The sequence below is a fragment of the Luteibacter sp. HA06 genome (assembly GCF_054061215.1).
Genome location: NZ_JBSSDZ010000001.1, coordinates 810,276 through 831,642 on the forward strand (window position 1 = coordinate 810,276; position 21,367 = coordinate 831,642).

21 protein-coding genes, 1 tRNA gene and 1 pseudogene are annotated in these 21,367 nt (G+C 64.4%); 13 read left to right on the forward strand and 10 right to left on the reverse strand.

The genetic code is table 11. The features are described from left to right. The first annotated feature begins 1 nt into the window (after position 1). The 3 genes from ACVWWJ_RS03535 to ACVWWJ_RS03545 are packed head-to-tail and all read left to right on the forward strand — an operon-like array spanning position 2 to position 3,203. On the forward strand, positions 2-688 hold the full coding sequence (locus tag ACVWWJ_RS03535) for an ABC transporter ATP-binding protein (RefSeq protein ID WP_456966786.1): 687 nt from the start codon (positions 2-4) through the stop codon (positions 686-688). A gap of 15 nt (positions 689-703) precedes the next feature. Continuing rightward, positions 704-1,870 carry an ABC transporter permease gene (locus ACVWWJ_RS03540; RefSeq protein WP_456966787.1) on the forward strand — a complete coding sequence of 389 codons (1,167 nt, stop codon included), beginning with the start codon at positions 704-706 and terminating at the stop codon, positions 1,868-1,870. A 10-nt stretch (positions 1,871-1,880) separates the two neighbouring features. Beyond that, entirely contained in the window at positions 1,881-3,203 is a 1,323-nt protein-coding gene (locus tag ACVWWJ_RS03545; protein ID WP_456966788.1) for an ABC transporter permease, read from the forward strand. Here ACVWWJ_RS03545 and ACVWWJ_RS03550 read toward each other — a convergent pair whose 3' ends face one another. The 4 genes from ACVWWJ_RS03550 to ACVWWJ_RS03565 all read right to left on the reverse strand — a co-directional run bounded on the left by ACVWWJ_RS03550 (position 3,204) and on the right by ACVWWJ_RS03565 (position 5,812). Further along, positions 3,204-3,473 (reverse strand): hypothetical protein, encoded by a 270-nt coding sequence (locus ACVWWJ_RS03550; RefSeq protein WP_456966789.1) that lies wholly within the window; start codon positions 3,471-3,473, stop codon positions 3,204-3,206. A 119-nt stretch (positions 3,474-3,592) separates the two neighbouring features. After that, positions 3,593-4,507, reverse strand: coding sequence for a drug/metabolite exporter YedA (gene yedA, locus ACVWWJ_RS03555; protein WP_159889848.1), 915 nt, complete (start codon positions 4,505-4,507; stop codon positions 3,593-3,595). A 68-nt stretch (positions 4,508-4,575) separates the two neighbouring features. Further along, positions 4,576-5,454: a methylated-DNA--[protein]-cysteine S-methyltransferase gene (locus ACVWWJ_RS03560; RefSeq protein WP_456966790.1), complete on the reverse strand. Its 879-nt coding sequence runs from the start codon at positions 5,452-5,454 to the stop codon at positions 4,576-4,578. Between the two features lie 70 nt (positions 5,455-5,524). Beyond that, positions 5,525-5,812, reverse strand: coding sequence for a hypothetical protein (locus tag ACVWWJ_RS03565; RefSeq protein ID WP_159889850.1), 288 nt, complete (start codon positions 5,810-5,812; stop codon positions 5,525-5,527). 79 nt (positions 5,813-5,891) lie between these two features. Between ACVWWJ_RS03565 and ACVWWJ_RS03570 the strand changes: the two genes are divergently transcribed. Further along, a complete protein-coding gene (locus ACVWWJ_RS03570) occupies positions 5,892-6,233 on the forward strand; it encodes a Rieske (2Fe-2S) protein (protein WP_456966791.1) in 342 nt (113 codons plus the stop codon). A gap of 27 nt (positions 6,234-6,260) precedes the next feature. Here ACVWWJ_RS03570 and ACVWWJ_RS03575 read toward each other — a convergent pair whose 3' ends face one another. The 6 genes from ACVWWJ_RS03575 to ACVWWJ_RS03600 all read right to left on the reverse strand — a co-directional run bounded on the left by ACVWWJ_RS03575 (position 6,261) and on the right by ACVWWJ_RS03600 (position 12,562). After that, a complete protein-coding gene (locus tag ACVWWJ_RS03575) occupies positions 6,261-8,078 on the reverse strand; it encodes an SLC13 family permease (protein ID WP_159889972.1) in 1,818 nt (605 codons plus the stop codon). A gap of 162 nt (positions 8,079-8,240) precedes the next feature. After that, positions 8,241-9,974 carry a ubiquinone-dependent pyruvate dehydrogenase gene (poxB, locus tag ACVWWJ_RS03580; protein ID WP_456966792.1) on the reverse strand — a complete coding sequence of 578 codons (1,734 nt, stop codon included), beginning with the start codon at positions 9,972-9,974 and terminating at the stop codon, positions 8,241-8,243. A 46-nt stretch (positions 9,975-10,020) separates the two neighbouring features. After that, positions 10,021-10,746, reverse strand: a complete 726-nt coding sequence (trmB, locus tag ACVWWJ_RS03585; RefSeq protein WP_456966793.1) for a tRNA (guanosine(46)-N7)-methyltransferase TrmB — start codon at positions 10,744-10,746, stop codon at positions 10,021-10,023. Between the two features lies 1 nt (position 10,747). Then, complete coding sequence (locus ACVWWJ_RS03590) at positions 10,748-11,548, reverse strand: thiazole synthase (protein ID WP_456966794.1); 801 nt, start codon at positions 11,546-11,548, stop codon at positions 10,748-10,750. A 27-nt stretch (positions 11,549-11,575) separates the two neighbouring features. Continuing rightward, positions 11,576-11,776 (reverse strand): sulfur carrier protein ThiS, encoded by a 201-nt coding sequence (thiS, locus tag ACVWWJ_RS03595; protein WP_159889860.1) that lies wholly within the window; start codon positions 11,774-11,776, stop codon positions 11,576-11,578. Positions 11,777-11,821: 45 nt separating this feature from the next. Further along, complete coding sequence (locus ACVWWJ_RS03600; protein ID WP_456966795.1) at positions 11,822-12,562, reverse strand: hypothetical protein; 741 nt, start codon at positions 12,560-12,562, stop codon at positions 11,822-11,824. A gap of 134 nt (positions 12,563-12,696) precedes the next feature. Between ACVWWJ_RS03600 and ACVWWJ_RS03605 the strand changes: the two genes are divergently transcribed. The 9 genes and pseudogenes from ACVWWJ_RS03605 (at position 12,697) to ACVWWJ_RS03645 (ending at position 21,361) form a co-directional block, all read left to right on the forward strand. Next, a tRNA-Gly gene (locus tag ACVWWJ_RS03605) sits at positions 12,697-12,770 on the forward strand. Between the two features lie 112 nt (positions 12,771-12,882). Further along, complete coding sequence (locus tag ACVWWJ_RS03610) at positions 12,883-13,050, forward strand: YhfG family protein (RefSeq protein ID WP_456966796.1); 168 nt, start codon at positions 12,883-12,885, stop codon at positions 13,048-13,050. Continuing rightward, positions 13,047-13,658: a Fic/DOC family protein gene (locus ACVWWJ_RS03615; RefSeq protein WP_456966797.1), complete on the forward strand. Its 612-nt coding sequence runs from the start codon at positions 13,047-13,049 to the stop codon at positions 13,656-13,658. Before ACVWWJ_RS03610 ends, ACVWWJ_RS03615 begins: the two co-directional genes overlap by 4 nt. A gap of 241 nt (positions 13,659-13,899) precedes the next feature. Then, complete coding sequence (locus tag ACVWWJ_RS03620; RefSeq protein WP_456966798.1) at positions 13,900-14,676, forward strand: hypothetical protein; 777 nt, start codon at positions 13,900-13,902, stop codon at positions 14,674-14,676. Between the two features lie 88 nt (positions 14,677-14,764). Further along, positions 14,765-15,430 carry a response regulator gene (locus tag ACVWWJ_RS03625; RefSeq protein ID WP_456966799.1) on the forward strand — a complete coding sequence of 222 codons (666 nt, stop codon included), beginning with the start codon at positions 14,765-14,767 and terminating at the stop codon, positions 15,428-15,430. Continuing rightward, positions 15,427-16,827 carry an ATP-binding protein gene (locus tag ACVWWJ_RS03630; protein WP_159889868.1) on the forward strand — a complete coding sequence of 467 codons (1,401 nt, stop codon included), beginning with the start codon at positions 15,427-15,429 and terminating at the stop codon, positions 16,825-16,827. The genes ACVWWJ_RS03625 and ACVWWJ_RS03630 overlap by 4 nt, the downstream gene beginning before the upstream one ends. A 122-nt stretch (positions 16,828-16,949) precedes the next feature. Continuing rightward, positions 16,950-18,665: pseudogene (locus tag ACVWWJ_RS03635) on the forward strand (efflux RND transporter permease subunit); the annotation flags it as partial. A 100-nt stretch (positions 18,666-18,765) separates the two neighbouring features. Beyond that, positions 18,766-20,196, forward strand: coding sequence for an efflux RND transporter permease subunit (locus ACVWWJ_RS03640; RefSeq protein ID WP_456966800.1), 1,431 nt, complete (start codon positions 18,766-18,768; stop codon positions 20,194-20,196). Further along, positions 20,186-21,361: an efflux RND transporter periplasmic adaptor subunit gene (locus tag ACVWWJ_RS03645; protein WP_456966801.1), complete on the forward strand. Its 1,176-nt coding sequence runs from the start codon at positions 20,186-20,188 to the stop codon at positions 21,359-21,361. The genes ACVWWJ_RS03640 and ACVWWJ_RS03645 overlap by 11 nt, the downstream gene beginning before the upstream one ends. Positions 21,362-21,367 lie beyond the last annotated feature (6 nt).

Below are 21,367 nucleotides of genomic sequence, written 5' to 3' on the forward strand. Positions count from 1 at the left end.
GATGGCCACCCTGATCGATATCCAGGATCTCTCCAAGGTCTACGAGCGCGGCCGGCAGAAGGTCGAAGTGCTGCACGGCGTGAACCTGAAGATCGAGGAAGGCGACTTCCTTGCGCTCATGGGCCCGTCGGGCTCGGGCAAGACCACCTTGCTCAACCTGATCGGTGGCCTCGATACGCCAACCGGCGGCAGCATCACGGTGGCTGGCGAGCGCATCGATCAGCTCGGTTCCGGTGCGCTGGCCAAGTGGCGTGCGGCGCATGTCGGCTTCGTCTTCCAGTTCTACAACCTCATGCCGATGCTCACCGGCCAGCGCAACGTCGAGCTTCCGCTGTTGCTGACGAAGCTCTCGGCGGCTCAGCGAAAGCAGAACGCTTCCATCGCACTGCAACTGGTGGGCCTGTCCGATCGCGCCACGCACAAGCCTTCGGAGCTTTCCGGTGGACAGCAGCAGCGCGTTGCGATTGCGCGTGCCATCGTGTCCGATCCCACGCTACTGGTCTGCGACGAGCCGACCGGCGACCTCGATCGGCAGTCCGCCGAGGACATCCTCGGTCTACTGCGCGAACTCAATCGCGAGCACGGCAAGACCATCGTGATGGTGACGCACGATCCGAAGGCCGCCGAGTATGCCAATCACACGCTGCATCTCGACAAGGGCACCCTTGTCGAGCAAGCCGTGGCCTGAGCGAGGAATGCCGGCATGAAATACATGCATCTCATCTGGGCGGCGCTGTTCCGGCGCAAGTCCCGGACCTTCCTCACTCTGGTGTCGATCCTCGCCGCGTTCCTGCTGTTTGGCATGCTCGACGCCACGCGTGCGGCCTTCGACTCCGGCGACAGCGTGATCGGCGTGGACCGCCTGATCACCACGTCCCGCTACTCGATCATCCAGTCGTTGCCGGCAAGCCTGCAGACGCGCATGGAGGCGATTCCGGGTGTGAAATCGGTGGGCTACGCGAACTGGTTCGGGGGCATCTACCAGGATCCCAAGAACTTCGTGCTCAGCTTCGCCGTGAGCGACAACTACCTCGATATCTACCACGAGATGGAATTGCCGGCGGATCAACGCAAAGCGTACGAGACCACCCGCACCGGTGCCATCGTGGGTGCCGCACTGGCAAAGCGCTTCGGCTGGAAGGTGGGCGACAAGATTCCCCTGCAGTCGACGATCTTCCCGCAGCGCAACGGTGACAAGACGTGGCCCTTCGACATCGTCGGCATCTACACGCCGGCCAAGGGCGCGGCGAACGGCACGGACCAGCAGTTCTTTTTCCATCACAAGTATTTCGAAGATGCCAATGCGTTCCACAGCATAGGTACCACGGTGGGCTGGTACGTGGTGAAGCTGACGTCCGCCGACAAGGCCGACAGCGTGGCCAAGGCAATCGACGCGCTATCGGCCAATTCGGACCATGAAACCAAGACGCAGACGGAGCAGGCGTTCAACGCCTCGTTCGCCAAGCAGCTCGGCGATATCGGGCTCATCGTCTCGGCGATCATGGGTGCCGTGTTCTTCACCCTTATCCTGCTGACCGGAAACACCATGGCGCAGGCAGTGCGCGAGCGCACGAACGAGCTCGCGGTGCTGAAGACGATTGGTTTCTCCAGTCAGAGCGTGCTCGGCATGGTTCTCGCGGAGGGCATCATGTTGTTGCTGTTGGGTGGCGTCCTCGGACTCGCGTTGGCGGGCGTCGTCGTGCCTATCGTCGCCAAGGGCAGCGGTGGCATGCTCAACCTGCCACCGATCGGTGCGTCCACCTGGATCCTCGGGCTCGTGCTGATGGTAGTGATCGGTGCGCTCGTCGGCGCCCTCCCTGCTATCCGTGCGATGCGTCTCAACATCGTCGACGCGCTCGCCGGGCGCTGAGGAATACGACATGAAATCCATGAAGAAATTCGGTTTCGGCCTCTTCCTTCTCCTGATCGTCGCAGCGTTTCTGGCTTTGTGGATCGCGTTGCCCTGGCAAGGCGTCGCTGCCCTGGCCGTGGTCCTCGCGTTGTGGATGGCGCTGACGCGCCGCGGCCGGCAGACCTGGCAAGTCACCCGTGTGGGGCTGGCGACAGTCACCCAGCGGCTGGGCTCGTCCTCGGTCGTGGTGGTCGGCATTGCCGGTGTCGTCGGGGTGCTCGTTGCCATGCTGGCGATGAGCGATGGCTTCGCCGAAACGCTTCGGTCCACCGGCAACGATCGCACTGCCATCGTCCTGCGCGGCGGCTCGCAGGCCGAGCTCAATTCGATCCTCGATCGCGACAGCGCGAATGTGGTCATGCAGGCACCCGGCGTGAAAAAAGATGCACAGGGCAAGCCGATTGGTTCGGGCGAGCTGGTGGTCGTGGCCAATCTGCCGCGCAAGGGCGACCCGAACAGCGATTCCAACGTTCCCATTCGCGGCGTGAGCGAGGACGTCTGGGCGCTAAGGGACCAGGTGAAGATCGTCGAAGGTCGGAAGTTCCGCCCCGGCCTGGGCGAGATCATCGTTGGCAAAGGGGCAAAAGCGCAGTTCGACGGGATCGATGTGGGCAAGACCCTCCGCCTGGCCGGGCAGACGTGGACCGTGGTCGGTGTGTTCGAATCCCACGACGCACTCGAGTCTGAGCTGTGGGCCGATACGCAAAGCGTAGGCTCCGCCTACCGCCGCGGCAGCAGCGTGCAGTCGGTCACCGTCTTGCTGGACTCGCCGGCCGCCTTCGATACGTTCAAGGCCAGCCTCGTTGCCGACCCTCGCCTCAAGGTGGACGTAAGCACCACGCAGGATTACTTCAGCAAGCAATCCGAGGGGCTGACGAAGGTCTTGCGCGCCGTGGGCATCACGGTCGGTATCATCATGGCGATCGGTGCCATCTTCGGCGCGCTCAACACCATGTTCGCCGCCATCCAGGCACGGGCTCGCGAGATCGCCACGCTACGTGCCATCGGCTTCCGCGGCGTGCCGGTCGTGGTCTCGATCATGCTCGAAACCATGATGCTCGCCCTGCTCGGCGGACTCATCGGTGCGGGCGTGGTGTGGATCATCTTCAACGGTTACACCACCTCGACACTCGGCGCGAATTTCAGCCAGGTCGTCTTCCGGTTCCACGTCAGTGGTGCATTGCTGTGGACGGGCATCAAGTGGGCGCTCGCCATCGGCTTCATCGGTGGGCTGTTCCCGGCGCTGCGTGCCGCACGTGTACCGGTCACCACGGCGCTTCGCGAGCTCTGATCACAGCGCTTCGGGTGCCTCGGGGAGTTGCCCGTCGCCCTGCTCGATGCAAGCATGGGCGTGCATCAACCAGCGACCGCCGCGGTCGAGGCAGGCGTCGTACTCGAGGTAGTCGGCCACCGGCGAGGCGTCACTGCGCGCCGGATACTCGCGGAACGTCTGGCATGAGGCGACGGCAAGTATGCCGATGCCGAATACGGTGCCGCCGCGTGCCACGCAGAGGTAGACGCGCCGCGAACACCGCGGCGCCTTGGTTTCGAGGCGAGACATGGGATGTTCCTCAATCAGAGGAACCCGAGGCTAGGCGCCGATGTCACGGATCGACATCGAATTATTCTGAAAAAACGCATCGCGAAGCTGCAATGAGAACTGCGTCACACTCGCGGCAGTCAGGCCTTGCGCACGCGCATCATCGTGATGATGCCGACACCGACCAGGATGATCGCCATGCCAGCCAGGTCGAACGGGCCGACATGCTCGCCCGCGAGCGCGACGCCGAACAGTACGGCCACGGGTGGGTTCACATAGGCGTAGCTGGTGGCCAGCGCCGGGCGCACCGTCTTCAACACGTAGAGATAGGCGCTGAAGGCGATGATCGAACCGAAAACGATCAGGTAGGCAAGCGCGGCGGTGGCGCCAGCTTCCGGATGTGCCGGAAAGCGCTCGCCGTGGAGCAGGGCGATGATGATGAGTGCCACGCTGGCGCAGAGCATCTGCGCGGCGGTGTTCATCGGCCCTTTGGGCATGTCCTGGCGCTTGGACCACACGGAGCCGAACGCCCAGGCCATTGCGGCGCAGATCAGCGCGATGGCACCGAGCGGTGAGCCTGACAGGCCCGCGCCCAGGTTCAGCACGATGACACCGATGAAACCGAGCAGAAGGCCAGCGGTTTCGCCGCGCGTGGGCCACTCTCCGTAGATGCCACCGAACACGGCGGCGAACAACGGCATGCTCGCCACGGCGACCGCGGCGATGCCTGAGCTCACCGTTTGTTCGGCGAAGCAGACCAGGCCGTTGCCACCGGCCAGCAGCAAGGTGCCGACGATCGCCGCGTTCTTCCACTGGGCGCGTGTCGGCAGGGTCGCACCGCGCACGCGCAATACGGCGAACAACAGGACGCCAGCGATCGCGAAACGAATCGCCGCGAGCATGAAGGGCGGGTAGCTCACCAGCGCATAGCGGATGCCGAGGTAGGTCGAGCCCCAGATGACGTACAGCGCAAACAGGGAAAGCGGCACCATCCACCGCGGATCGGTCGCGGCGGTGGCGGGAGCTGGCGTCGTGGAACAGGCAGGGTCGGACATGGGTGATCCAGGCTGAATCCGGAACGATATCGTCGCCGTGCGGCTGGCGGTAGCGAAACGTTCGAAGGTCAGCCTTGAGCGGCGCTCATGGCATGTTCGGTGGCGAGCAGCTGTTGCTTGATTTCCAGGCCCCAGCGCCAGCCTCCCAGGCTGCCGTCTTCCCGGATGATCCGGTGGCACGGGACCAGCAGGGCAAGCTTGTTGCTGCCGCAGGCGCGGCCGATGGCGCGCGCCGCCTTGGGCACGCCGAGCCTGGCGGCGAGTTCGCCATAGCTGAGGGTTTCGCCACGCGGAATCCGGGTCAGCGCGTCCCAGACGCGCCACTGGAACGCCGTGGCGGCGACGTCGATCGGCGGCATGGCCGGCGTCTCGCCGCGATCCCAGCCGAGATCCCGGGTAACTCGCGCGATCACGGCATCCAGCCACTCGTCGCGGCCTTCGTCGACGCGCTCGCGCCCGGCCAACGGAAACTCTTCGGCGAGTCGTGTCTCCAGTGCGGCATCGTCCACGCCGAGCGTCACCGAGCAGATGCCGTTGGCGGTGGTGGCAACCAGCAGGCGCCCCAGCGGCGTACCTGTGGTGGTGTAACGGATCGAAGCCCCAGCGCCGCCTGCGCGGTAGCTGGCGGGGGTCATGCCCAACTGTCGATCGCTCTCTTCATAGACCCGGCTGCCCGAGCCGAACCCCGCCTCGTACACCGCGTCGGTGACGGCTGCGCCTTCGCGCAGGGCATCGCGAAGCTGGCCGAAACGGCGCGCCCGTGCGTACTCGGCCGGGCTGACGCCGTAGCGACGGCGGAAGGCGCGCTGCAGATGGGTGGGGCTGAGACCGGCGACGACGGCGAGGCTGGCGAGGTCGCTGGCGCCGTCTTCATGCTCGAGCGCGGCACGGACCCGTTCGAGGGCGTCGTCGGTGGCGGGATGCATGGGCTGGACCTGGGTTTTCATCGTGGCCTCCGGTTCGTTGGAGACCAGCGTAGGAGGGACCGGGGACGATCACCATCCGCTTCTTGCGGCGTTAGTGGTGAACCGGGTCGCGCTGATGAATCACGACGAATTCGCCTTCGAGGACTTTCGGGTCCTGCGGGGCATGCGCAGCGGATGGCTGCGAAGCCCTGGGCGCGCCGTTTCGGGCGAGCTTCCACTGGCGCACGGCCAGGAACACGAGGCCGCCAGCCAGAAGTACGCCGATCACGACCACGCCAAACACCAGCAAGACACCCAGCACGGCCAGGCCGGCCACGACGGACAGGGCGCGGACAAGCGGGTTGCGCGAGCGGCGGATGGGCGGAAAGACGAAGCTCATGGGTTAAAAATCCGTATGGCACAATGACATGCGTGGTTCCCCTTTACCTTGGGGCAACCCACCCTCATAGACAAGTGCCATGACGCCTAACGCCGACGCCCCCTCTCTTTGCCTCCTGGCTGACATCCCCGACGGCAACGCCATCGAAGTCGAAGCCCTCGTCGACAGCGAGATCGAGTCCCTCATGGTCTACCGCCAGGGCGATGAGGCGCGCGCCTATTTCAACGTCTGCCCGCATGCAGGTCGCCGCCTCGACTACGCCCCCGGGCGTTTTCTGGTGCGTAACGGGACGATCATCTGCGCGGCCCACGGAGCGACCTTCACGGCCGACAGCGGCGACTGCACGGCGGGGCCGTGCCGGGGCGATCGCCTGCGTGCCGTGCCGGTGACGGTTCTCGACGGGGCGGTGCGGCTGGTCTGAGAAATTTCGCGGGCGGGTGTGCGCCGCTTACCGGTACATGAAGTTGATCGTGACCAGGGTCAGGGTCAGCACGATGAGGGTCAGGGGCAGGCCGACCCGCAGGAAGTCCTTCGCGCGATAGCCACCCGGGCCGGCCACCATCATCAGCGCCGGATGGCCGGACGGCAGCAGGAAGGTATTCGACGACGAGACGGCCACGATCAGTGCGTAGGCAGAAGGATTGCCACCCGTACTCACGGCGACGCTGATGGCGATCGGCACCATCATGACCGTGGCTCCCACGTTCGACATGACCTGCGAGAACATCAGCGTCAGCACCGCGATAGAAAGCTGCAGCGTCCACTGCGGCGCATGGCCGAGCACGGCGAGGACTTCCTGGGCGATCCACGAGGCCGTGCCGGTGGAGTCCATCGACCAGCCAAGCGGAATCAGGCAGGCGGTGACGAAGATCGTCTTCCAGTTGATCGCCTTGTAAGCCTCGTCCATGTTCAGCACGCCGGTGAGCAGCATGCCGACCGCGCCGGTCATCATGGCCACGGAGAGGTCGAGGTGGGTGAACAGGGCCAGGCACTTGGCCAGCACGAAAAAGAACACGGCCTGCCAGATCTTGCCGGGACGCGCTTCTTCCTTGGGCACGTCGGTGACGACCACGAAGTCGCGGTCTTCCTCGGCCAGCATGAGGTCGCGCCACTTGCTGTGGAGCACCAGCGTGTCGCCGGCCCTCAGCGTGACCGCGCGCACATCCTCGCGGAACACTTCGTCACCACGGTTCACGGCCAGCACGGAAATACCGAAGCGCTTGCGCAGGCGGAGTTCGCCCACGGTCTGCTTGATGAAGCGCGAACTAGGCGGGACGACCGCCTCGGAAATACCGGCGCGCGTGGTGTTGAACTGCTCGCCGAGCTGGCGCATGCGCATGGAAACGCGGCACAACTGGTTGTTGGCGAACGCATTGATGGCATCGCGAGGGGCCAGGACGCCGAGCACGGTACCGACCCAGATCATCTGGTCCGAGGGCGGTGCCACGCGGCTTTCGTTGCCGTTCTTGATCGCGAGGATCAACGGGGCGCCGTGTAACTGCTCCACTTCGCCGATGCTCATGCCGACCAGGGGGCTCTCCGCGGTGACCGTGAGCTCGGCGGTCTCACCGACGATGCCGTAGGTGTCGGCAAAGTAGCTCTCGGTGCGACCGGGCGTCACCTTGAGCCGTTCGTCTTCGCGTTCGGGAAGCAGCTTGCGGGTGAAGAGATAGAAGAACAGCACGCCGGTCACGGCGAGAACCAGACCGACCGGGGTCACGCTGAACAGGCCGAACTTGGGAATGGTATGCGCGCCCGGGGGCAGGTTGCTGTTCGCACTGGCGATCAGGTCGTTGAGGACGATCAGCGGCGAGTTGGCGATCAGCGTGGTGTTGGTGGCGGTGAGGATGCAGAACGCCATCGGCAGGAGCAGGCGGGACATCGGCACGCCCGTCCGGGCGGACAGCCGGCTGGTCACGGGAATCATCAGTGCCGCCAGCGCCTGGCTGGGAATGACCGCGCTGAACAGGCTGGTCACGCTGTTGACCACCACGCCCAGTCGCGATTCGACGCCACGCGCCATGCGCATGACGAAGGCAGCGGTAAGGTTGAGCACGCCGGCGCGGTCGAGGCCGGCGCCCATGATCATGATCGCGATGATGGCAATGACGGCGTTACCGGCAAAGCCATTGAACACCTGGTCGCCGGGAATCAGCCCGGTAAGGCCGATCGTCACCACGACGAGCAGGGCCACCATGTCGGCCCGGATCCACTCCAGAACGAGCATGAGCATGGTGAAGCCCACCAGGCCCAGCACGAGCATCATTTCGGGAGTGAGGGTAAGAGCCACTAGCCGGCTATCCGGTTCCGGTCGATTGGGACGTGCGGTGGCATGGTCTTGCCAGGCGGCGATTGATGCCGCAGGAGTATACGCGTTGGGGGTGGCTCCCGGCTGAAGCGGGCCGCTGGGCGGCCCGCTTTTTTACGATCAACGGCTGAGGTTGCTCAAGGCAAGGTCGACGATCGAATCGCCGCGTCCGCTCATCACGGCTTTCAGCGCATAGAGGCTGAAGCCCTTTACCTGCTCGCCGCTGATCTTTGGCGGCATCGACAGCTCGAGGCGATTGCTGACCACGTCGAGCAGGGCGGGACCCTCATGCGAGAGCACTTCGGCGACTGCGGAAGGCAGATCGCTGGCGCGGGTGACGCGACGACCGTGGATGCCCATGGCGTTGGCCATCGCGGCGAAGTCGGGATTCTTCAGCTCGACCCCGGTCTCCAGCAGTCCTGCCGCCTTCATTTCAAGCTCAACGAAGCCCAGGGTGCCGTTATTGAGCACGATGACCTTCACCGGCAGCCCCTGCTGGGCCAGGGTGATGAAGTCACCCATCAGCATGGAAAAGCCGCCGTCGCCAGAGAGCGAGATGACCTGCCGGCCCGGGTACGCCGACTGCGCGCCAATAGCCTGCGGCATCGCATTGGCCATCGAGCCGTGCACGAAGGACCCAAGCAGGCGACGTTTGCCATTCATGCGCAGGTAGCGTGCGGCCCAGACGGTCGGCGTGCCTACGTCGACGGTGAAGACCGCATCGTCCTCGGCCAGTTCGCTGACCAGTCGCGTGAGCTGCTGGGGATGGATCAGGTCGTGGCCCGCCTCGATCGCGGCGAGTTCGTCGAGGTCCCTGCGTGCCCGCGTGTAATGCGCCAGGCAGCGGTCCAGATGGCCGCTCACGCGCTTGGGTTCGATGCGCGGCAGCAGGGCACGGATCGTCTCGCCGACGTCGCCGACAACACCCAGGTCGACGCGACAGCGACGGCCGATGTTGCCCGGGCGCAGGTCGACCTGGGCGATCTTCGCGTCCTCCGGGTAGAACTGCCGGTAAGGGAAGTCGGTGCCGAGCATGAGCAGGGTGTCGCAGTCTTCCATCGCGTAATAGCCGGAGCTGAAACCGATCAGGCCGGTCATGCCGACGTCGAACGGGTTGTCGTACTCGACGTATTCCTTGCCACCAAGGGCGTGCACGATCGGCGACTTCAGCGCGTCGGCGAGGGCGATCAGGTCGTCGTGGGCGCCGGCCGTGCCGCGGCCGCACAGCAGGGTGATGCGCTTGCCCGCGTTCAAGAGGGCGGCGAGCGCATCGAGCTCGCGTTCGGCCGGGATCACCTTGGGCTTGGGTGGCAGCAGGCCGGCGGCGGGCGTCACTGCCTTGACCAGCGCCTTGCGCATGGCCACGTCACCCGGGATCACCACCACCGCGACACCGCGCTGACCGACCGCCGCGCGAATGGCAGAGTCGAGCACGTGCGGCATCTGCGCGGGGTCGGAGACCATTTCGCAGTACACGCTGCACTCGCGGAATAACTCGGTGGGATGGGTTTCCTGGAAATAACCGCTGCCGATCTCGGCACTCGGGATATGTGCGGCAATCGCCAGCACGGGAGTGCGCGAGCGGTTGCAGTCGAACAGCCCATTAATCAGGTGGAGGTTGCCGGGGCCGCAGCTGCCGGCGCAGACGGCGAGTTCGCCGGTGAGCTGGGACTCACCGCCGGCGGCGAACGCGGCGGCTTCTTCGTTGCGCACGTGCACCCAGTCGATGCGGTTGCGTTCGCGCAGGGAATCGGTGATGGCGTTGAGGCTGTCGCCAACCAGGCCGTAGATCCGGCGCACGCCGGCTTCTTCGAGAGTTTCTGCGATCAGATCGGCGACGCTTGAAATGGACATCGGGGGACTCCGTGAGCACGAAGCCCCCCTTATGCCAGTTAAGCGGTCAAGGTGTCGTGGTCAAACCGCGCCATTCGTACAAATAATCCCAGACCCCGTGGCCCAGCCGCGTTCCGCGGCGCTCGAAGTGGGTTTCGATGCGCCAGTCGGGGCGTTCGGCGCTCACGCCGGGGCCGACGCGGTTATGCCAGCCCGTTGCGGCCTCCATGGTCTCGCGCATGTGCTCGGCATACGCTTCCCAGTCCGTGGCCAGATGCAGCAACCCGCCGGGCGCCATGCGCGAGGCGAGCAGGTCGATGAAGGCCGGCTGGACCAGTCGGCGCTTGTTGTGGCGCTTCTTGTGCCACGGGTCCGGAAACCAGATGCGTACTTCGGACAAGCTGCCAGCGGGAATCTCGTGCTCGAGCACCTCGACGGCATCGTGCTTGTACACCCGCACGTTGCTTGCCCCACGCGCCGCAAGCGCATTCATCAGGCGACCGACGCCGGGGCTGTGCACTTCCACGCCGATGTAGTCGCGCGCGAGGTCATGCTCGCTGGCCCAGGCCAGCGCTTCGCCATTACCAAAGCCGATCTCGAGCACGCGCGGGGCCTGGCGGCCTAAGATCGCCTCCAGATCGCGTTCGCTGGCATTGTAGTCAAGCCCGAAGCGCGACCAGTGGTCGTCGAACGCACGTTGCTGCGCCGAGGTCATGCGCCCTTCGCGCAGCACGAAGCTGCGGATGCGGCGGAGGTAGGGCGCGTCGCCCGTGGTGTCGTCGTCTTGCGTCATCTCAGCCAACCAGTCCGTCGACGGGGCTCGACGCCGAGGCGAAGCGTTTGCGCGGAATGCGTCCAGCGTGGAACGCGGCACGGCCCGCCTCGACGGCAAGCTTCATCGCATGCGCCATCAGCACGGGGTTCTTCGCGCCGGCGATGGCCGTGTTCATCAACACGCCGTCGCAACCGAGTTCCATGGCGATGGCAGCGTCGGACGCGGTGCCCACGCCGGCGTCGACAATCACGGGCACCTTCGCGTTCTCGATGATCTCGAGCAGGTTGTAGCGATTCTGGATGCCGAGGCCCGAGCCGATCGGCGCGGCCAGCGGCATGATCGCGGCGCAACCGATGGCTTCGAGGCGTCGTGCAAGGATCGGGTCGTCCGAGGTGTAGACCATGACGTCGAAGCCATCGGCGACGAGCATCTCGGCGGCGACCAGGGTCTGCACGACATCGGGATAAAGCGTGCGTTCGTCGCCGAGCACTTCGAGCTTGACCAGGTTGTGGCCGTCGAGGAGCTCGCGCGCCAGTCGGCAGGTGCGCACGGCATCGTCGGCGGTATAGCAACCGGCGGTATTGGGTAGCAGGGTGAAGAGATCCGGCGGCAGCGCGTCGAGCAGGTTCGGCTGGCTCGCATCCTGGCCGATATTCACGCGGCGGATGGCCAGGGTGACGATCTGCGCGCCGGCGGCGTCCGTGGCGCGACGGGTCTCGTCGAAATCCTTGTACTTGCCCGTGCCCGTGAGCAGGCGCGAGTGGAACGTGCGTCCGGCAACGGTGAGCAGATCGTCGCCAGCGGGGGAGTAGTGGTTCATGCGGGGTCTTCCGTCGGTGGGCGCGGCTCAGCCGCCGCCAATGGCATGGACGATCTCTACCCGGTCGCCATCGGCGAGCAGGTGGGTCGCGTGCGCGCTGCGCGGCACGATCTCGAGGTTTACTTCGACCGCCACGCGCTTGCCGGCATAGCCAGCGGCGTCGAGCAGGGACGACACGGACGTGCCGGGCGCGCAGTCACGCGCATCGCCATTGAGGGTGATATGCATCCGCCGATTGTAACGGGCGGCCGTGGCCGCCGCGAACTGAAGGCCTTAGCGACCGCGCCCGTAGCCGTTGCCGTCGCCATTGCCACTGCGGAGGGGAACGCCCGTTCCCGGCTGATTGCCGGTGCCCATGCCGGTTCCCGGCTGGGACCCGCGATTCGCATTCGCGCCGGTGTTGACGGGAATCGGCTGGGGGTATTGATTCTGGTTCCAGCCGCCGTAGCCGCTTCGGTTGGAGTCGCGATCCTGCCTTGGTGGCGGGGCGACCTTGACGGTGGGTTTGCCGTTGGGCGGATTGGGCTTCTGGCCGACGCTGACCGAGTTGCCGGGTGGCTGGTAGCCGTTGCCACCGTGGCCGCCGTGATCGTTGCCGTTGCCTGGGTAGCCGCCATTACCGGGATAGCCGCCGTTGCCCGGATAGCCGCCGTGGTCATGGTCGTGTCCATGGCCGTAGTTATTGCCGTTGTTCGGGTAGTTGTTGTATCCACCCGAGTAATAGCCCCCGCCACCATAATTGGCAGTCTGGTTGTCATAGCTCCCGTTGCCGTAGCCGTTGCCCTGGTCCTGGTAGCCACCGGCGGGCTGGCCGTTCACATACAGCTGGGCGGGCTGGGGTAGCGTGCCCGTGCTCACGGTCTCCCGGCGAACCGGTGTGGACGGTCCGGAGATATAGCTGACCCCCGGCTTGGGCATGTCCGCCGTGGACACCGTCCGCGACTGGGCCGATGCAACGCCGGCCGCGCCAAGCGCGAGGCCCGCGATGACGGAAAGCGACAGGATTCGATGCATGGCCCGGTCCTCGTAAGAATTCCCTGCCACGATTATGCGCTTGGCGCTGAGGCGTGGCAGGACCCCTTCCGAAGGCATTCAGCCGGGCGCCACCTTTCCCCTGAGTACGCCGACGTATTACCATCCCCTGCCACGCGGGTGTAGCTCAATGGTAGAGCTGTAGCTTCCCAAGCTACTGACGAGGGTTCGATTCCCTTCACCCGCTCCAGCATTGGCTATGCCGCGTGCTCCGGGCCAAGAGGTCATCTGCTATCTGGCCGCACAAATCCTTGATATAATGAGAAAAGATCCGGGATTAGATCTGCCGAAGGAGCATTCCGATGAAGTCGCCTAGTTTGAAAGACAAGGTTGCTTATTACGCAAAAGTTCGCGAGGCCAACTACGTGAACAGCTTGCGGATCGAGGGATTTGACGTTTCCTCCAGGGTGGGGAATAAGAACGCGTCCGCGCAACTGCCGTCGAAGAAGAGTTCACGGAATCGCGGGTGACGAATGACAAGTACGGTATGGCAGGCGATCCGTATTGCTATCCCGGAACGTCGATCCTGGTGAATCTTCTGGATCTCCGGGACGAGAGATCGCTCAACGATGCCGAGCGCGACTTGAGTTTCCGTTCGGCGGTGGTCCTCGAGTTCATTCCCCCGCCTTACGATCTTTCTTATCTGCAGTCCATCCATCGAACTCTGTTCGGTGACGTGTACGCATGGGCGGGCGAACTCCGAGCGGTTGATATAAGCAAGGGCCAAACACGCTTTTGCACAGTAGGTCGCATCGTGCCCGAGGCGGCAAAACTGTTTCGGGGCATCGAAGATCTCCGGTGGTTCGACGGAATGTCGCGTCTTCAGCTTGTGCGCCACGTCTCCGAGGCCTTCGGTGACTTCAACGTTATCCACCCGTTTCGGGAAGGTAACGGTCGGGCACAGCGTATCCTTTTCGATCAGTTGGTTATTAACGCTGGCTACGAGATCAGTTGGGAAGGCGTCGATCCCGAAGCATGGGTGGCCGCAAATGTCGCCGCATACCAAGTCGACTACGCGCCCCTTCGGAAGATTTTCGACAGGTGTATCGGCGACGCCATACCACTCAGTCCCCCATGACCCTCGGCTTCAATTTCTCTGCATGGGAAGTTCAACACCATCGAGTCGCTGCCTTGTCTAAGCGGCGGAATTCCGCTGTCAGCAATCTTCTGAAAACCAAGGCACGCGTAATTGGCGTTGCCCCGAGCGTGAAATATCAGCCAAGGACTCGTAAAGAATCGCGGGCGAATCGCGGCAACATGCGGTTTCCAGGACTCATTCTTCGCAGGTAGACTTTTGCGCAATCACGGAGAGATATGCGATGCAAACGTCACGTCGGAGCATTTCGTCAGGTCGCACGAAGGCAACCCTGCTTTCCCTGTTTTTCTCTCTCGCCGTGTCGCCGCTAGCGGCGCAGGAAGCTCCGGGTGCGGTAGCGCCGCCCAGCGACCAGCAACTGGCCGCCGCGAAATGCATTTCAGGCATGGAGAAGTTTCTCCCGGGTGAGTATTTCTATTGCCTCGCAGCGCAAAGCTACGGTGAGAACAAACACCGCTACGCGGACAAGTTCTTCAAGGATGCGGCTGGCTGGGCCAGCAAGCCCGCGCAGTACGTGCTCGGCGTCATGGCGCTGAACGGCGATCAGCAGCCGGTGAACAGGCCGCTGGCCCTGGCCTGGTTCGCGTTGGCGTCCGAACGACACACACCTCGCTTCCAGGCGCCCTATGACGAACTGAAGGCCCAGCTCAGTCCGGCGGATCTTGCCCGGGCGGACGACTATCTGGTGTCTATGAAGAAGACCTACTCGGATGCCGTCGCCGCGCCACGTGCCGAGCAACGCTATCGAGACGGCGTTCGTCGCCTCGTCGGCGCGGCTGCGTCGGGTACCTACTGCATGGAAGGTGTACGCGATGCCAGCCAGCTCGCGGGCGGCAGCAGCATGGATGCCGGCACGATCAGCTCATTGACCTCGTCGTGCGTTCCCTCGGAAGTCGTCGTGAAGTACGTCGACAGCAAGGCCTCCGACGTTTTTGAAGACTGGAGCGGGCACGTTACCGTCGGTGCCGTCACCCCCGCATTGCCCGCGGGTACCAGGTAGTTCCGGGGTCGATTCGAGCGCAAAAGGTTGGTAAAAGGTTCGCAGGCGACCATGGTGTGTTTAACCGCCGCCCACCGGACCCCTCCGCATGCATCTTCTCCTGCTCGAAGACGACGCCGAACTGGGCGAAGCGATCAAGCATGCGCTCGAGCAGCAGTCCTATGCGGTGACCTGGCTTACCGATGGGCGCCAGGGCGCCGCGGCACTGGCGGACGGCGCCGTCGACCTGGTCCTGCTGGACCTTGGCCTGCCGGGCAAGGACGGGCTCGAAGTGCTCCTGGAAGCCCGCCGGGCGGGGGTGAAGACGCCCATCCTGGTGATGACCGCGCGGGACGCCCCGGAGGCGCGTATCAAGGGTCTGGACCTGGGTGCCGACGATTACCTGGTCAAACCTTTTCACCTGGGCGAGCTGGCTGCGCGTATCCGTTCGCTGACGCGACGGGCGCAGGGCCTGGTCGACAACCGCGTCGAAGTAGGCGGTCTCGTGCTCGACCTGGCGACGACCGACGTCACTTTCCGCGGTGAGCGCATCACGCTCACGCGTCGCGAGTTCGCCGTGCTGCGCATCCTCATGGAACGCGCGGGCCGCATCGTCCGGCGCGAATCGCTCGAAGGTTCCGTGTATGGCTTCGATACCGTGGTGGATCGGAACGCCATCGAGGTGCACGTGCACTGGCTCCGTCGCAAGCTGAGCGCCGAAGTGATACACACGGTCCGTGGTATCGGTTACATGATGCCAAGAGAGCCGAAATGACCTCCGGCAGCCTGCGCACGCGAATCACGTGGTTGATCATCCTGGTTCAGGTGGCGGTACTCATCCCCTTGGGCGTGCTGAGCTACCACAGCGAGCTGCACGAGATGAACCACCTTCTCGATGGTCGCCTGGCTGAGGCGGGACGTACCCTGGGCACCCTGATTGCTTATGGACAGGGAGGGTACGCAGGTCAGGATCCCAGCCGTACGCTGCAGCTTGCGACGGAGGCCCAGCACGGTACCGTCGTGGTATCGGTCCACGCCAGGAACTACGAGCCGGAGGTCGGCTTCCAGGCGTATGACCCACGCGGGCACCTCGTGGCGGCGACCGCGAACCTGGCCGATCTTCCATCGCCGGCCGCAGGAGAGCGCGGCTTCAGCGACATCGATCATGGGGGTGCCCGCTGGCGCCTCTTCACACTGACCAACCGTTTCAACCTCACGATTCGCATTGGTGAGCGCGCGGACAATCGCACCGACATCACCCATGGCCTCATCCTCGAGCATGGACTGCCACTGGTGGTCGGCTTGCCGCTGCTCGCCTTTCTTGCCGGGCTTGCCGTGCGGCGCGGCCTTAAGCCGGTCGACACACTTACCCGCATCCTTGCGCGACGCGAGCCGGGCAGCCGCGAGCGCATTGCCGTCGACGATTCGCCCGACGAGATCAAACCACTCATCGTTACCCTCAACCAGCAGCTGGAACGGCTGGAGGATGCGGTCGAACGCGAGCAGCGTTTCGCGGGGGATGTCGCCCATGAACTGCGCACGCCGCTTGCGGCGACGATGATTCACATGGAAGGCGCGCTCGTCACCGACGATCCGAACGAAATCCAGTACACCGTGCGAAACGCGCGACGAAGCCTGGCGCGTCTGGCGCGTCGCATCGAACAGATCCTCGCCATCGCACGTCTCGAGGCCGGCGCGGCCTCGCAGCACCGTGTGCCACTCGATCTGGTGAAGATCGCCACCGAGGTCGTGGAGGAACTGGCACTGGGTATCGCCGAGAAGGACATCGCGCTCAGCCTCAATCACGACGAGCCCAGGGTGTTCGTGTCCGGCCATGAAGTGGCCTTGACGGCAATGTTCCGCAACCTGATCGAGAATGCGCTCCGCTACACACCGGTCAGCGGTCACGTCGATATCGACATTGCTCGCGAGGGCACCGGAGGCTCGATCAGCATCTGCGATGACGGTCCCGGCATCCCCATCGAGCGTCGCCAGGCAGCCTTTCAGCGTTTCTACCGCGGGGCCCAGAGCAATGAGGCCGGCTTTGGGCTCGGACTCAGCATCGTCCAGCGCGCGGTCGAACTGCACGATGGCGCCATCGCGCTGCTGGAGGCGCCGTCGGGGAAGGGCCTGCTCGTGCGCATATCGATCGCCGCTGATCCCCCGGGCTAGTCGATAGAGCCTCCCGGCGCACAAAAGACTTCCACAAGCATCGGCAAAGACAATGGGCCGATGAGATCAACGCGGAACCAACCTAGACCGTCGCCTCACGGTGTCACGCCGGGCTGTATCGCATGCTGGCGCTAGTTCGCATCGCGCTCTCGCGTCCCTACACCTTCATCGTGCTGGCACTGCTGATCCTGATCGCCGGGCCACTGGCCGCGATGCGTACGCCGACCGACATCTTTCCGAACATCGGCATCCCGGTGATCAGCGTGGTCTGGACCTACAACGGCTTGCCGCCCGACCAGATGTCGGGTCGCGTGATCTACTACTACGAACGCCAGCTCACCACTTCGGTCAACGACATCGAGCACATCGAGTCGCAATCGCTTCCCGGCGTGGGCATCGTGAAGATCTTCTTCCAGCCGGGTGTGGACATCCGCACGGCCACGGCGCAGGTGACGTCCATCTCGCAGACCGTGGTCAAGCAGATGCCGCCGGGGATCACGCCGCCGCTGATCCTCAATTACAACGCGTCCACGGTACCCGTGCTGCAGATGGCGCTGTCCAGCAACGTCCTGTCGGAATCCACGATCCGCGACATCGCACAGAACTTCATGCGGCCGACCCTGATCTCGGTGCCGGGGGTCGCGATTCCCACGCCATACGGTGGCAAGCAGAAGCAGGTGACGCTGGACCTCGATCCGCGGGTCCTGGCGGCGAAAGGCCTTTCCGCCCAGGACGTCGGCAATGCGCTAGTCGCGCAGAACCAGATCATTCCCGTCGGTACGGCGAAGATCGGCACGTTCGAGTATCACGTCCAGCTCAACAACAGCCCGGCCGCGATCGACGAACTGAACGACCTGCCGATAAGGACGGTCAACGGTGCAACGATCACGATAGGCGACGTGGCTCACGTGCGCGATGGCGCGCCCCCGCAAAACAACATTGTCCGCGTGGATGGCAAACGCGCGGTCCTCATGCCTGCGCTGAAGAACGGCAATGCTTCCACGCTCGATGTCGTCGCGGGCGTCAAGAAGCTGCTGCCACTGATCGCGGAAACCCAGCCGGCATCGCTGAAAATGAGCCTGCTCGGTGACCAGTCTGTTTTCGTGAAAGCAGCGGTCACCTCGGTGGCCCGCGAAGGCGTCATCGCCGCGGTACTTACCTCGGTGATGATCCTGCTGTTCCTGGGCAGCTGGCGCTCCACGGTGATCATCGCGCTGTCGATTCCGCTGTCGATTCTTTCGGCCATTGCCCTGTTGTCCCTCTCAGGACAGACCCTCAACGTGATGACCCTCGGCGGTCTCGCACTAGCGGTAGGCATCCTTGTCGACGACGCGACGGTGACCATCGAGAACATCAACTGGCATCTCGAGCAAGGCAAAGCCGTGAGGACGGCCATCATGGACGGTGCGAAGCAGATCGTGACCCCGGCCTTCGTTTCGCTGCTGTGCATCTGCATCGTCTTCGTGCCGATGTTTTCACTCGACGGTATCGCCGGCTTCCTCTTTCGGCCCATGGCCCTGGCGGTGATCTTCGCCATGGCATCGTCGTTCGTCCTGTCGCGCACCCTCGTCCCGACGCTGGCTTTGTTCCTGCTCAAGCCGCATCAGGTGGAGGGCGGGGAAGGTGGTCATCCGGAAGATGCCTATCTAAACCACCATGAGGGCGACCAGCACCAGCACCAGCAACCGAAGAGGCATGTGTTCGTACGTTTAATGCTCGTGTTCCAGGCGGGCTTCGAGTCGGGCTTCAGCCGCGTTCGCGACACCTACCTTGGCGTGCTCACGATCGCCATGGCCCATCGCAAGCGCTTTGTCACCGGGTTCCTGGTCTTCGTGCTCGTGTCGTTCGCCCTTGTCCCTGCCTTGGGCCGCGATTTCTTTCCCACCGTCGATGCCGACTCCCCTTTCCCTGCACGTGCGCGCCCCGATGGGGACGCGCGTGGAGGAAACCGCGTCCGAGTTCGACCATATCGAACAGGCGATTCGCGAGATCATTCCTCCCGGCCAGCTCGAGACGATCATCGACAACATCGGCCTGCCGATGAGCGGCGTGAACCTGGTCTACAACAACAGCGGCACCATCGGATCACAGGACGGTGACATCCAGATCGTGTTGAAGGAAGGGCACCAGCCGGCTGCCGATGTCATGAAGCGCTTGCGTGAAACGCTGCCGCGCCGCTTTGCCGGCACGCAGTTCGCCTTCCTGCCATCGGACATGACCAGCCAGATCCTGAACTTCGGTGCGCCCTCGCCCCTGGACGTATCGATCGCCGGCCGTGACCGGACGGCCAACGAAGCGTACGCGCAGAGGATCATGAAGGAGCTGCGCAAGATCGACGGCATCGTCGACGTGCGCCTCCAGCAGAGCTCCAGCTATCCGCAGCTCAACGTCAAAGTGGACCGCTTGCGTGCGGATAGCCTCGGCATCACCGAACGCGATGTGACCAACAGCATGGTGGCCTCGTTGGCCGGAAGCTCACAGGTCGCGCCCGCCTTCTGGCTGAATCCGAAGAATGGCGTGTCGTACGCCATTGTCGCGGCCACGCCCCAGTACCTGATGGACTCGATGGCTGACCTGAAGGCCCTGCCGGTGACGTCGGCAGGCGATGGCGCCACGCAGATCCTCGGAGGCGTGGCCAGCTTCAGTCGCGGACCCAGCGACGCGGTCGTCTCGCACTACAACATCATGCCGGCCTACGACATCTACGCATCCATCCAGGGGCGCGACCTCGGTGGCGTGGCCAGCGATGTACAAACGGTGCTGGCACGTTTCGCAAACCAGCGCCCGAAGGGATCGCTCGTGAGTCTGCATGGCCAGGTGGGAACGATGAACGAGGCTTTCACTGGCCTGCTATTCGGCCTGGTCGGCGCCGTCGTGTTGATCTACCTGCTGATCGTGGTCAATTTTCAGTCCTGGGCAGATCCGTTCGTGATCGTCAGTGCGCTTCCGGCGGCGCTCGCCGGCATCGTCTGGATGCTCTTCCTCACCCACACCAGTCTCTCGGTACCTGCACTTACCGGCGCGATCATGTGCATGGGCGTAGCGACGGCCAATGCCATTCTCGTGGTGAGTTTCTGTCGCGAACGCTTCGACGACCACGGCGACGCGCTCAAGGCGGCACTCGAGGCCGGCTTCACGCGCTTCCGTCCGGTCTGCATGACGGCCCTGGCCATGATCATCGGCATGCTCCCGATGGCGCTGAGCCAGGAGCAGAACTCGCCGCTCGGCCGGGCCGTGATCGGCGGCCTGATCTTCGCGACCTTCGCCACACTGCTCTTCGTGCCCGTCATCTTCGCCATCGTGCACGGCCGGTCCGTGGCCGCGCCTTCGCAACAACGCCTCATCGGAGAATCGCCTCATGTCGCATGACGCCACCGCCGCGACAGCGACGCGGCCGCCCCGTGTCCGCCTGGCGCTCGCCATCGGGGCCGTGCTTGCCGTCGTCGGCGTTACCGCCGGGCTGTCGTTACGCGCCGCCGAGTCGAAAGAGCTCCACGCGTGGACGAAGGCGCAACTGATCCCCAGCGTGCAGGTCATTTCGGCTTCCGCCCTGAGCGCTTCGCAGGCCCTTACCTTGCCGGGTCATCTGGATGCGTGGATCGCCGCGCCCATCCACGCCCGTGTGGGCGGCTACCTGAAGCGCTGGGACGTGGATATCGGCGAGGAAGTGAAAGCGGGCCAGTTGCTCGCCGTCATCGAAACGCCGGAACTCGACCAGCAGTTTGAGCAGGCGAAGGCTGAACTGGTGCGCGCGCAGGCGAACCTGCGGCTGGCCGACACCACGGCGGCACGGTGGAAACACCTGCTCGATTCCCGCTCGGTCTCCAGGCAGGAGGCGGATGAGAAGGCCAGTGAGGCGGAGACGGCGAGCGCGAACCAGCTCGCTGCCCGGGCCGATGTCGACCGCCTCGCCGCGCTCGAAGCATTCAAGCGCATCGTCGCGCCGTTCGACGGCACGGTAACCGCACGCAACACGGACATCGGCGATCTGATCACCGCCAACACGAACGGTGGTGAGCCTCTTTTCTCGGTCGCCGACACCAGCCGGATGCGGCTTTACGTCCAGGTCCCGCAGGGCTACGCGTCGTCTGTCATTCCCGGCATGAAAGTCACGCTGCTGGTTCTCGGCCATGGCGGCGAAACGGTGCAGGGCACACTGATCGGCACGTCGCGGGCGATCAACCGGTCCTCGGGCACCCTGCTGGCCCAGTTCGAAGTCGAGAATCCGCATCAGGACCTCCTGCCGGGCGATTTCGCCCAGGTCCAGCTGACCACCCACGCCGCGGCCGGTAGCGTCACCGTTCCGGCGACGACGCTGCTGTTTCGCGCCGCCGGTCCGCAAGTCGCGGTGCTTGGCAGCAATAACACGGTGGCACTTCGCGACGTACACATTGCGCTGGATCTCGGCGACAAGCTCGAGATCGATCAGGGCCTGCACCCGCACGACCGCATCGTCGATCATCCTGCCGATTCGCTGGGTGATGGCGACAGCGTCCAACTGGCTTCGCCTTCCACGACGGCGAGCGGCGCGTGACACGCA

What these genes read in the sequence shown, in the direction of transcription:
- ACVWWJ_RS03535 (WP_456966786.1), top strand. Translation starts at nt 2, where the DNA reads ATGGCCACCCTGATCGATATCCAGGATCTCTCCAAGGTCTACGAGCGC.
- ACVWWJ_RS03540 (WP_456966787.1), top strand. Translation starts at nt 704, where the DNA reads ATGAAATACATGCATCTCATCTGGGCGGCGCTGTTCCGGCGCAAGTCC.
- ACVWWJ_RS03545 (WP_456966788.1), top strand. Translation starts at nt 1,881, where the DNA reads ATGAAATCCATGAAGAAATTCGGTTTCGGCCTCTTCCTTCTCCTGATC.
- ACVWWJ_RS03550 (WP_456966789.1), bottom strand. Translation starts at nt 3,473, where the DNA reads ATGTCTCGCCTCGAAACCAAGGCGCCGCGGTGTTCGCGGCGCGTCTAC.
- yedA (WP_159889848.1), bottom strand. Translation starts at nt 4,507, where the DNA reads ATGTCCGACCCTGCCTGTTCCACGACGCCAGCTCCCGCCACCGCCGCG.
- ACVWWJ_RS03560 (WP_456966790.1), bottom strand. Translation starts at nt 5,454, where the DNA reads ATGAAAACCCAGGTCCAGCCCATGCATCCCGCCACCGACGACGCCCTC.
- ACVWWJ_RS03565 (WP_159889850.1), bottom strand. Translation starts at nt 5,812, where the DNA reads ATGAGCTTCGTCTTTCCGCCCATCCGCCGCTCGCGCAACCCGCTTGTC.
- ACVWWJ_RS03570 (WP_456966791.1), top strand. Translation starts at nt 5,892, where the DNA reads ATGACGCCTAACGCCGACGCCCCCTCTCTTTGCCTCCTGGCTGACATC.
- ACVWWJ_RS03575 (WP_159889972.1), bottom strand. Translation starts at nt 8,078, where the DNA reads ATGATGCTCGTGCTGGGCCTGGTGGGCTTCACCATGCTCATGCTCGTT.
- poxB (WP_456966792.1), bottom strand. Translation starts at nt 9,974, where the DNA reads ATGTCCATTTCAAGCGTCGCCGATCTGATCGCAGAAACTCTCGAAGAA.
- trmB (WP_456966793.1), bottom strand. Translation starts at nt 10,746, where the DNA reads ATGACGCAAGACGACGACACCACGGGCGACGCGCCCTACCTCCGCCGC.
- ACVWWJ_RS03590 (WP_456966794.1), bottom strand. Translation starts at nt 11,548, where the DNA reads ATGAACCACTACTCCCCCGCTGGCGACGATCTGCTCACCGTTGCCGGA.
- thiS (WP_159889860.1), bottom strand. Translation starts at nt 11,776, where the DNA reads ATGCATATCACCCTCAATGGCGATGCGCGTGACTGCGCGCCCGGCACG.
- ACVWWJ_RS03600 (WP_456966795.1), bottom strand. Translation starts at nt 12,562, where the DNA reads ATGCATCGAATCCTGTCGCTTTCCGTCATCGCGGGCCTCGCGCTTGGC.
- ACVWWJ_RS03610 (WP_456966796.1), top strand. Translation starts at nt 12,883, where the DNA reads ATGAAGTCGCCTAGTTTGAAAGACAAGGTTGCTTATTACGCAAAAGTT.
- ACVWWJ_RS03620 (WP_456966798.1), top strand. Translation starts at nt 13,900, where the DNA reads ATGCAAACGTCACGTCGGAGCATTTCGTCAGGTCGCACGAAGGCAACC.
- ACVWWJ_RS03625 (WP_456966799.1), top strand. Translation starts at nt 14,765, where the DNA reads ATGCATCTTCTCCTGCTCGAAGACGACGCCGAACTGGGCGAAGCGATC.
- ACVWWJ_RS03630 (WP_159889868.1), top strand. Translation starts at nt 15,427, where the DNA reads ATGACCTCCGGCAGCCTGCGCACGCGAATCACGTGGTTGATCATCCTG.
- ACVWWJ_RS03645 (WP_456966801.1), top strand. Translation starts at nt 20,186, where the DNA reads ATGTCGCATGACGCCACCGCCGCGACAGCGACGCGGCCGCCCCGTGTC.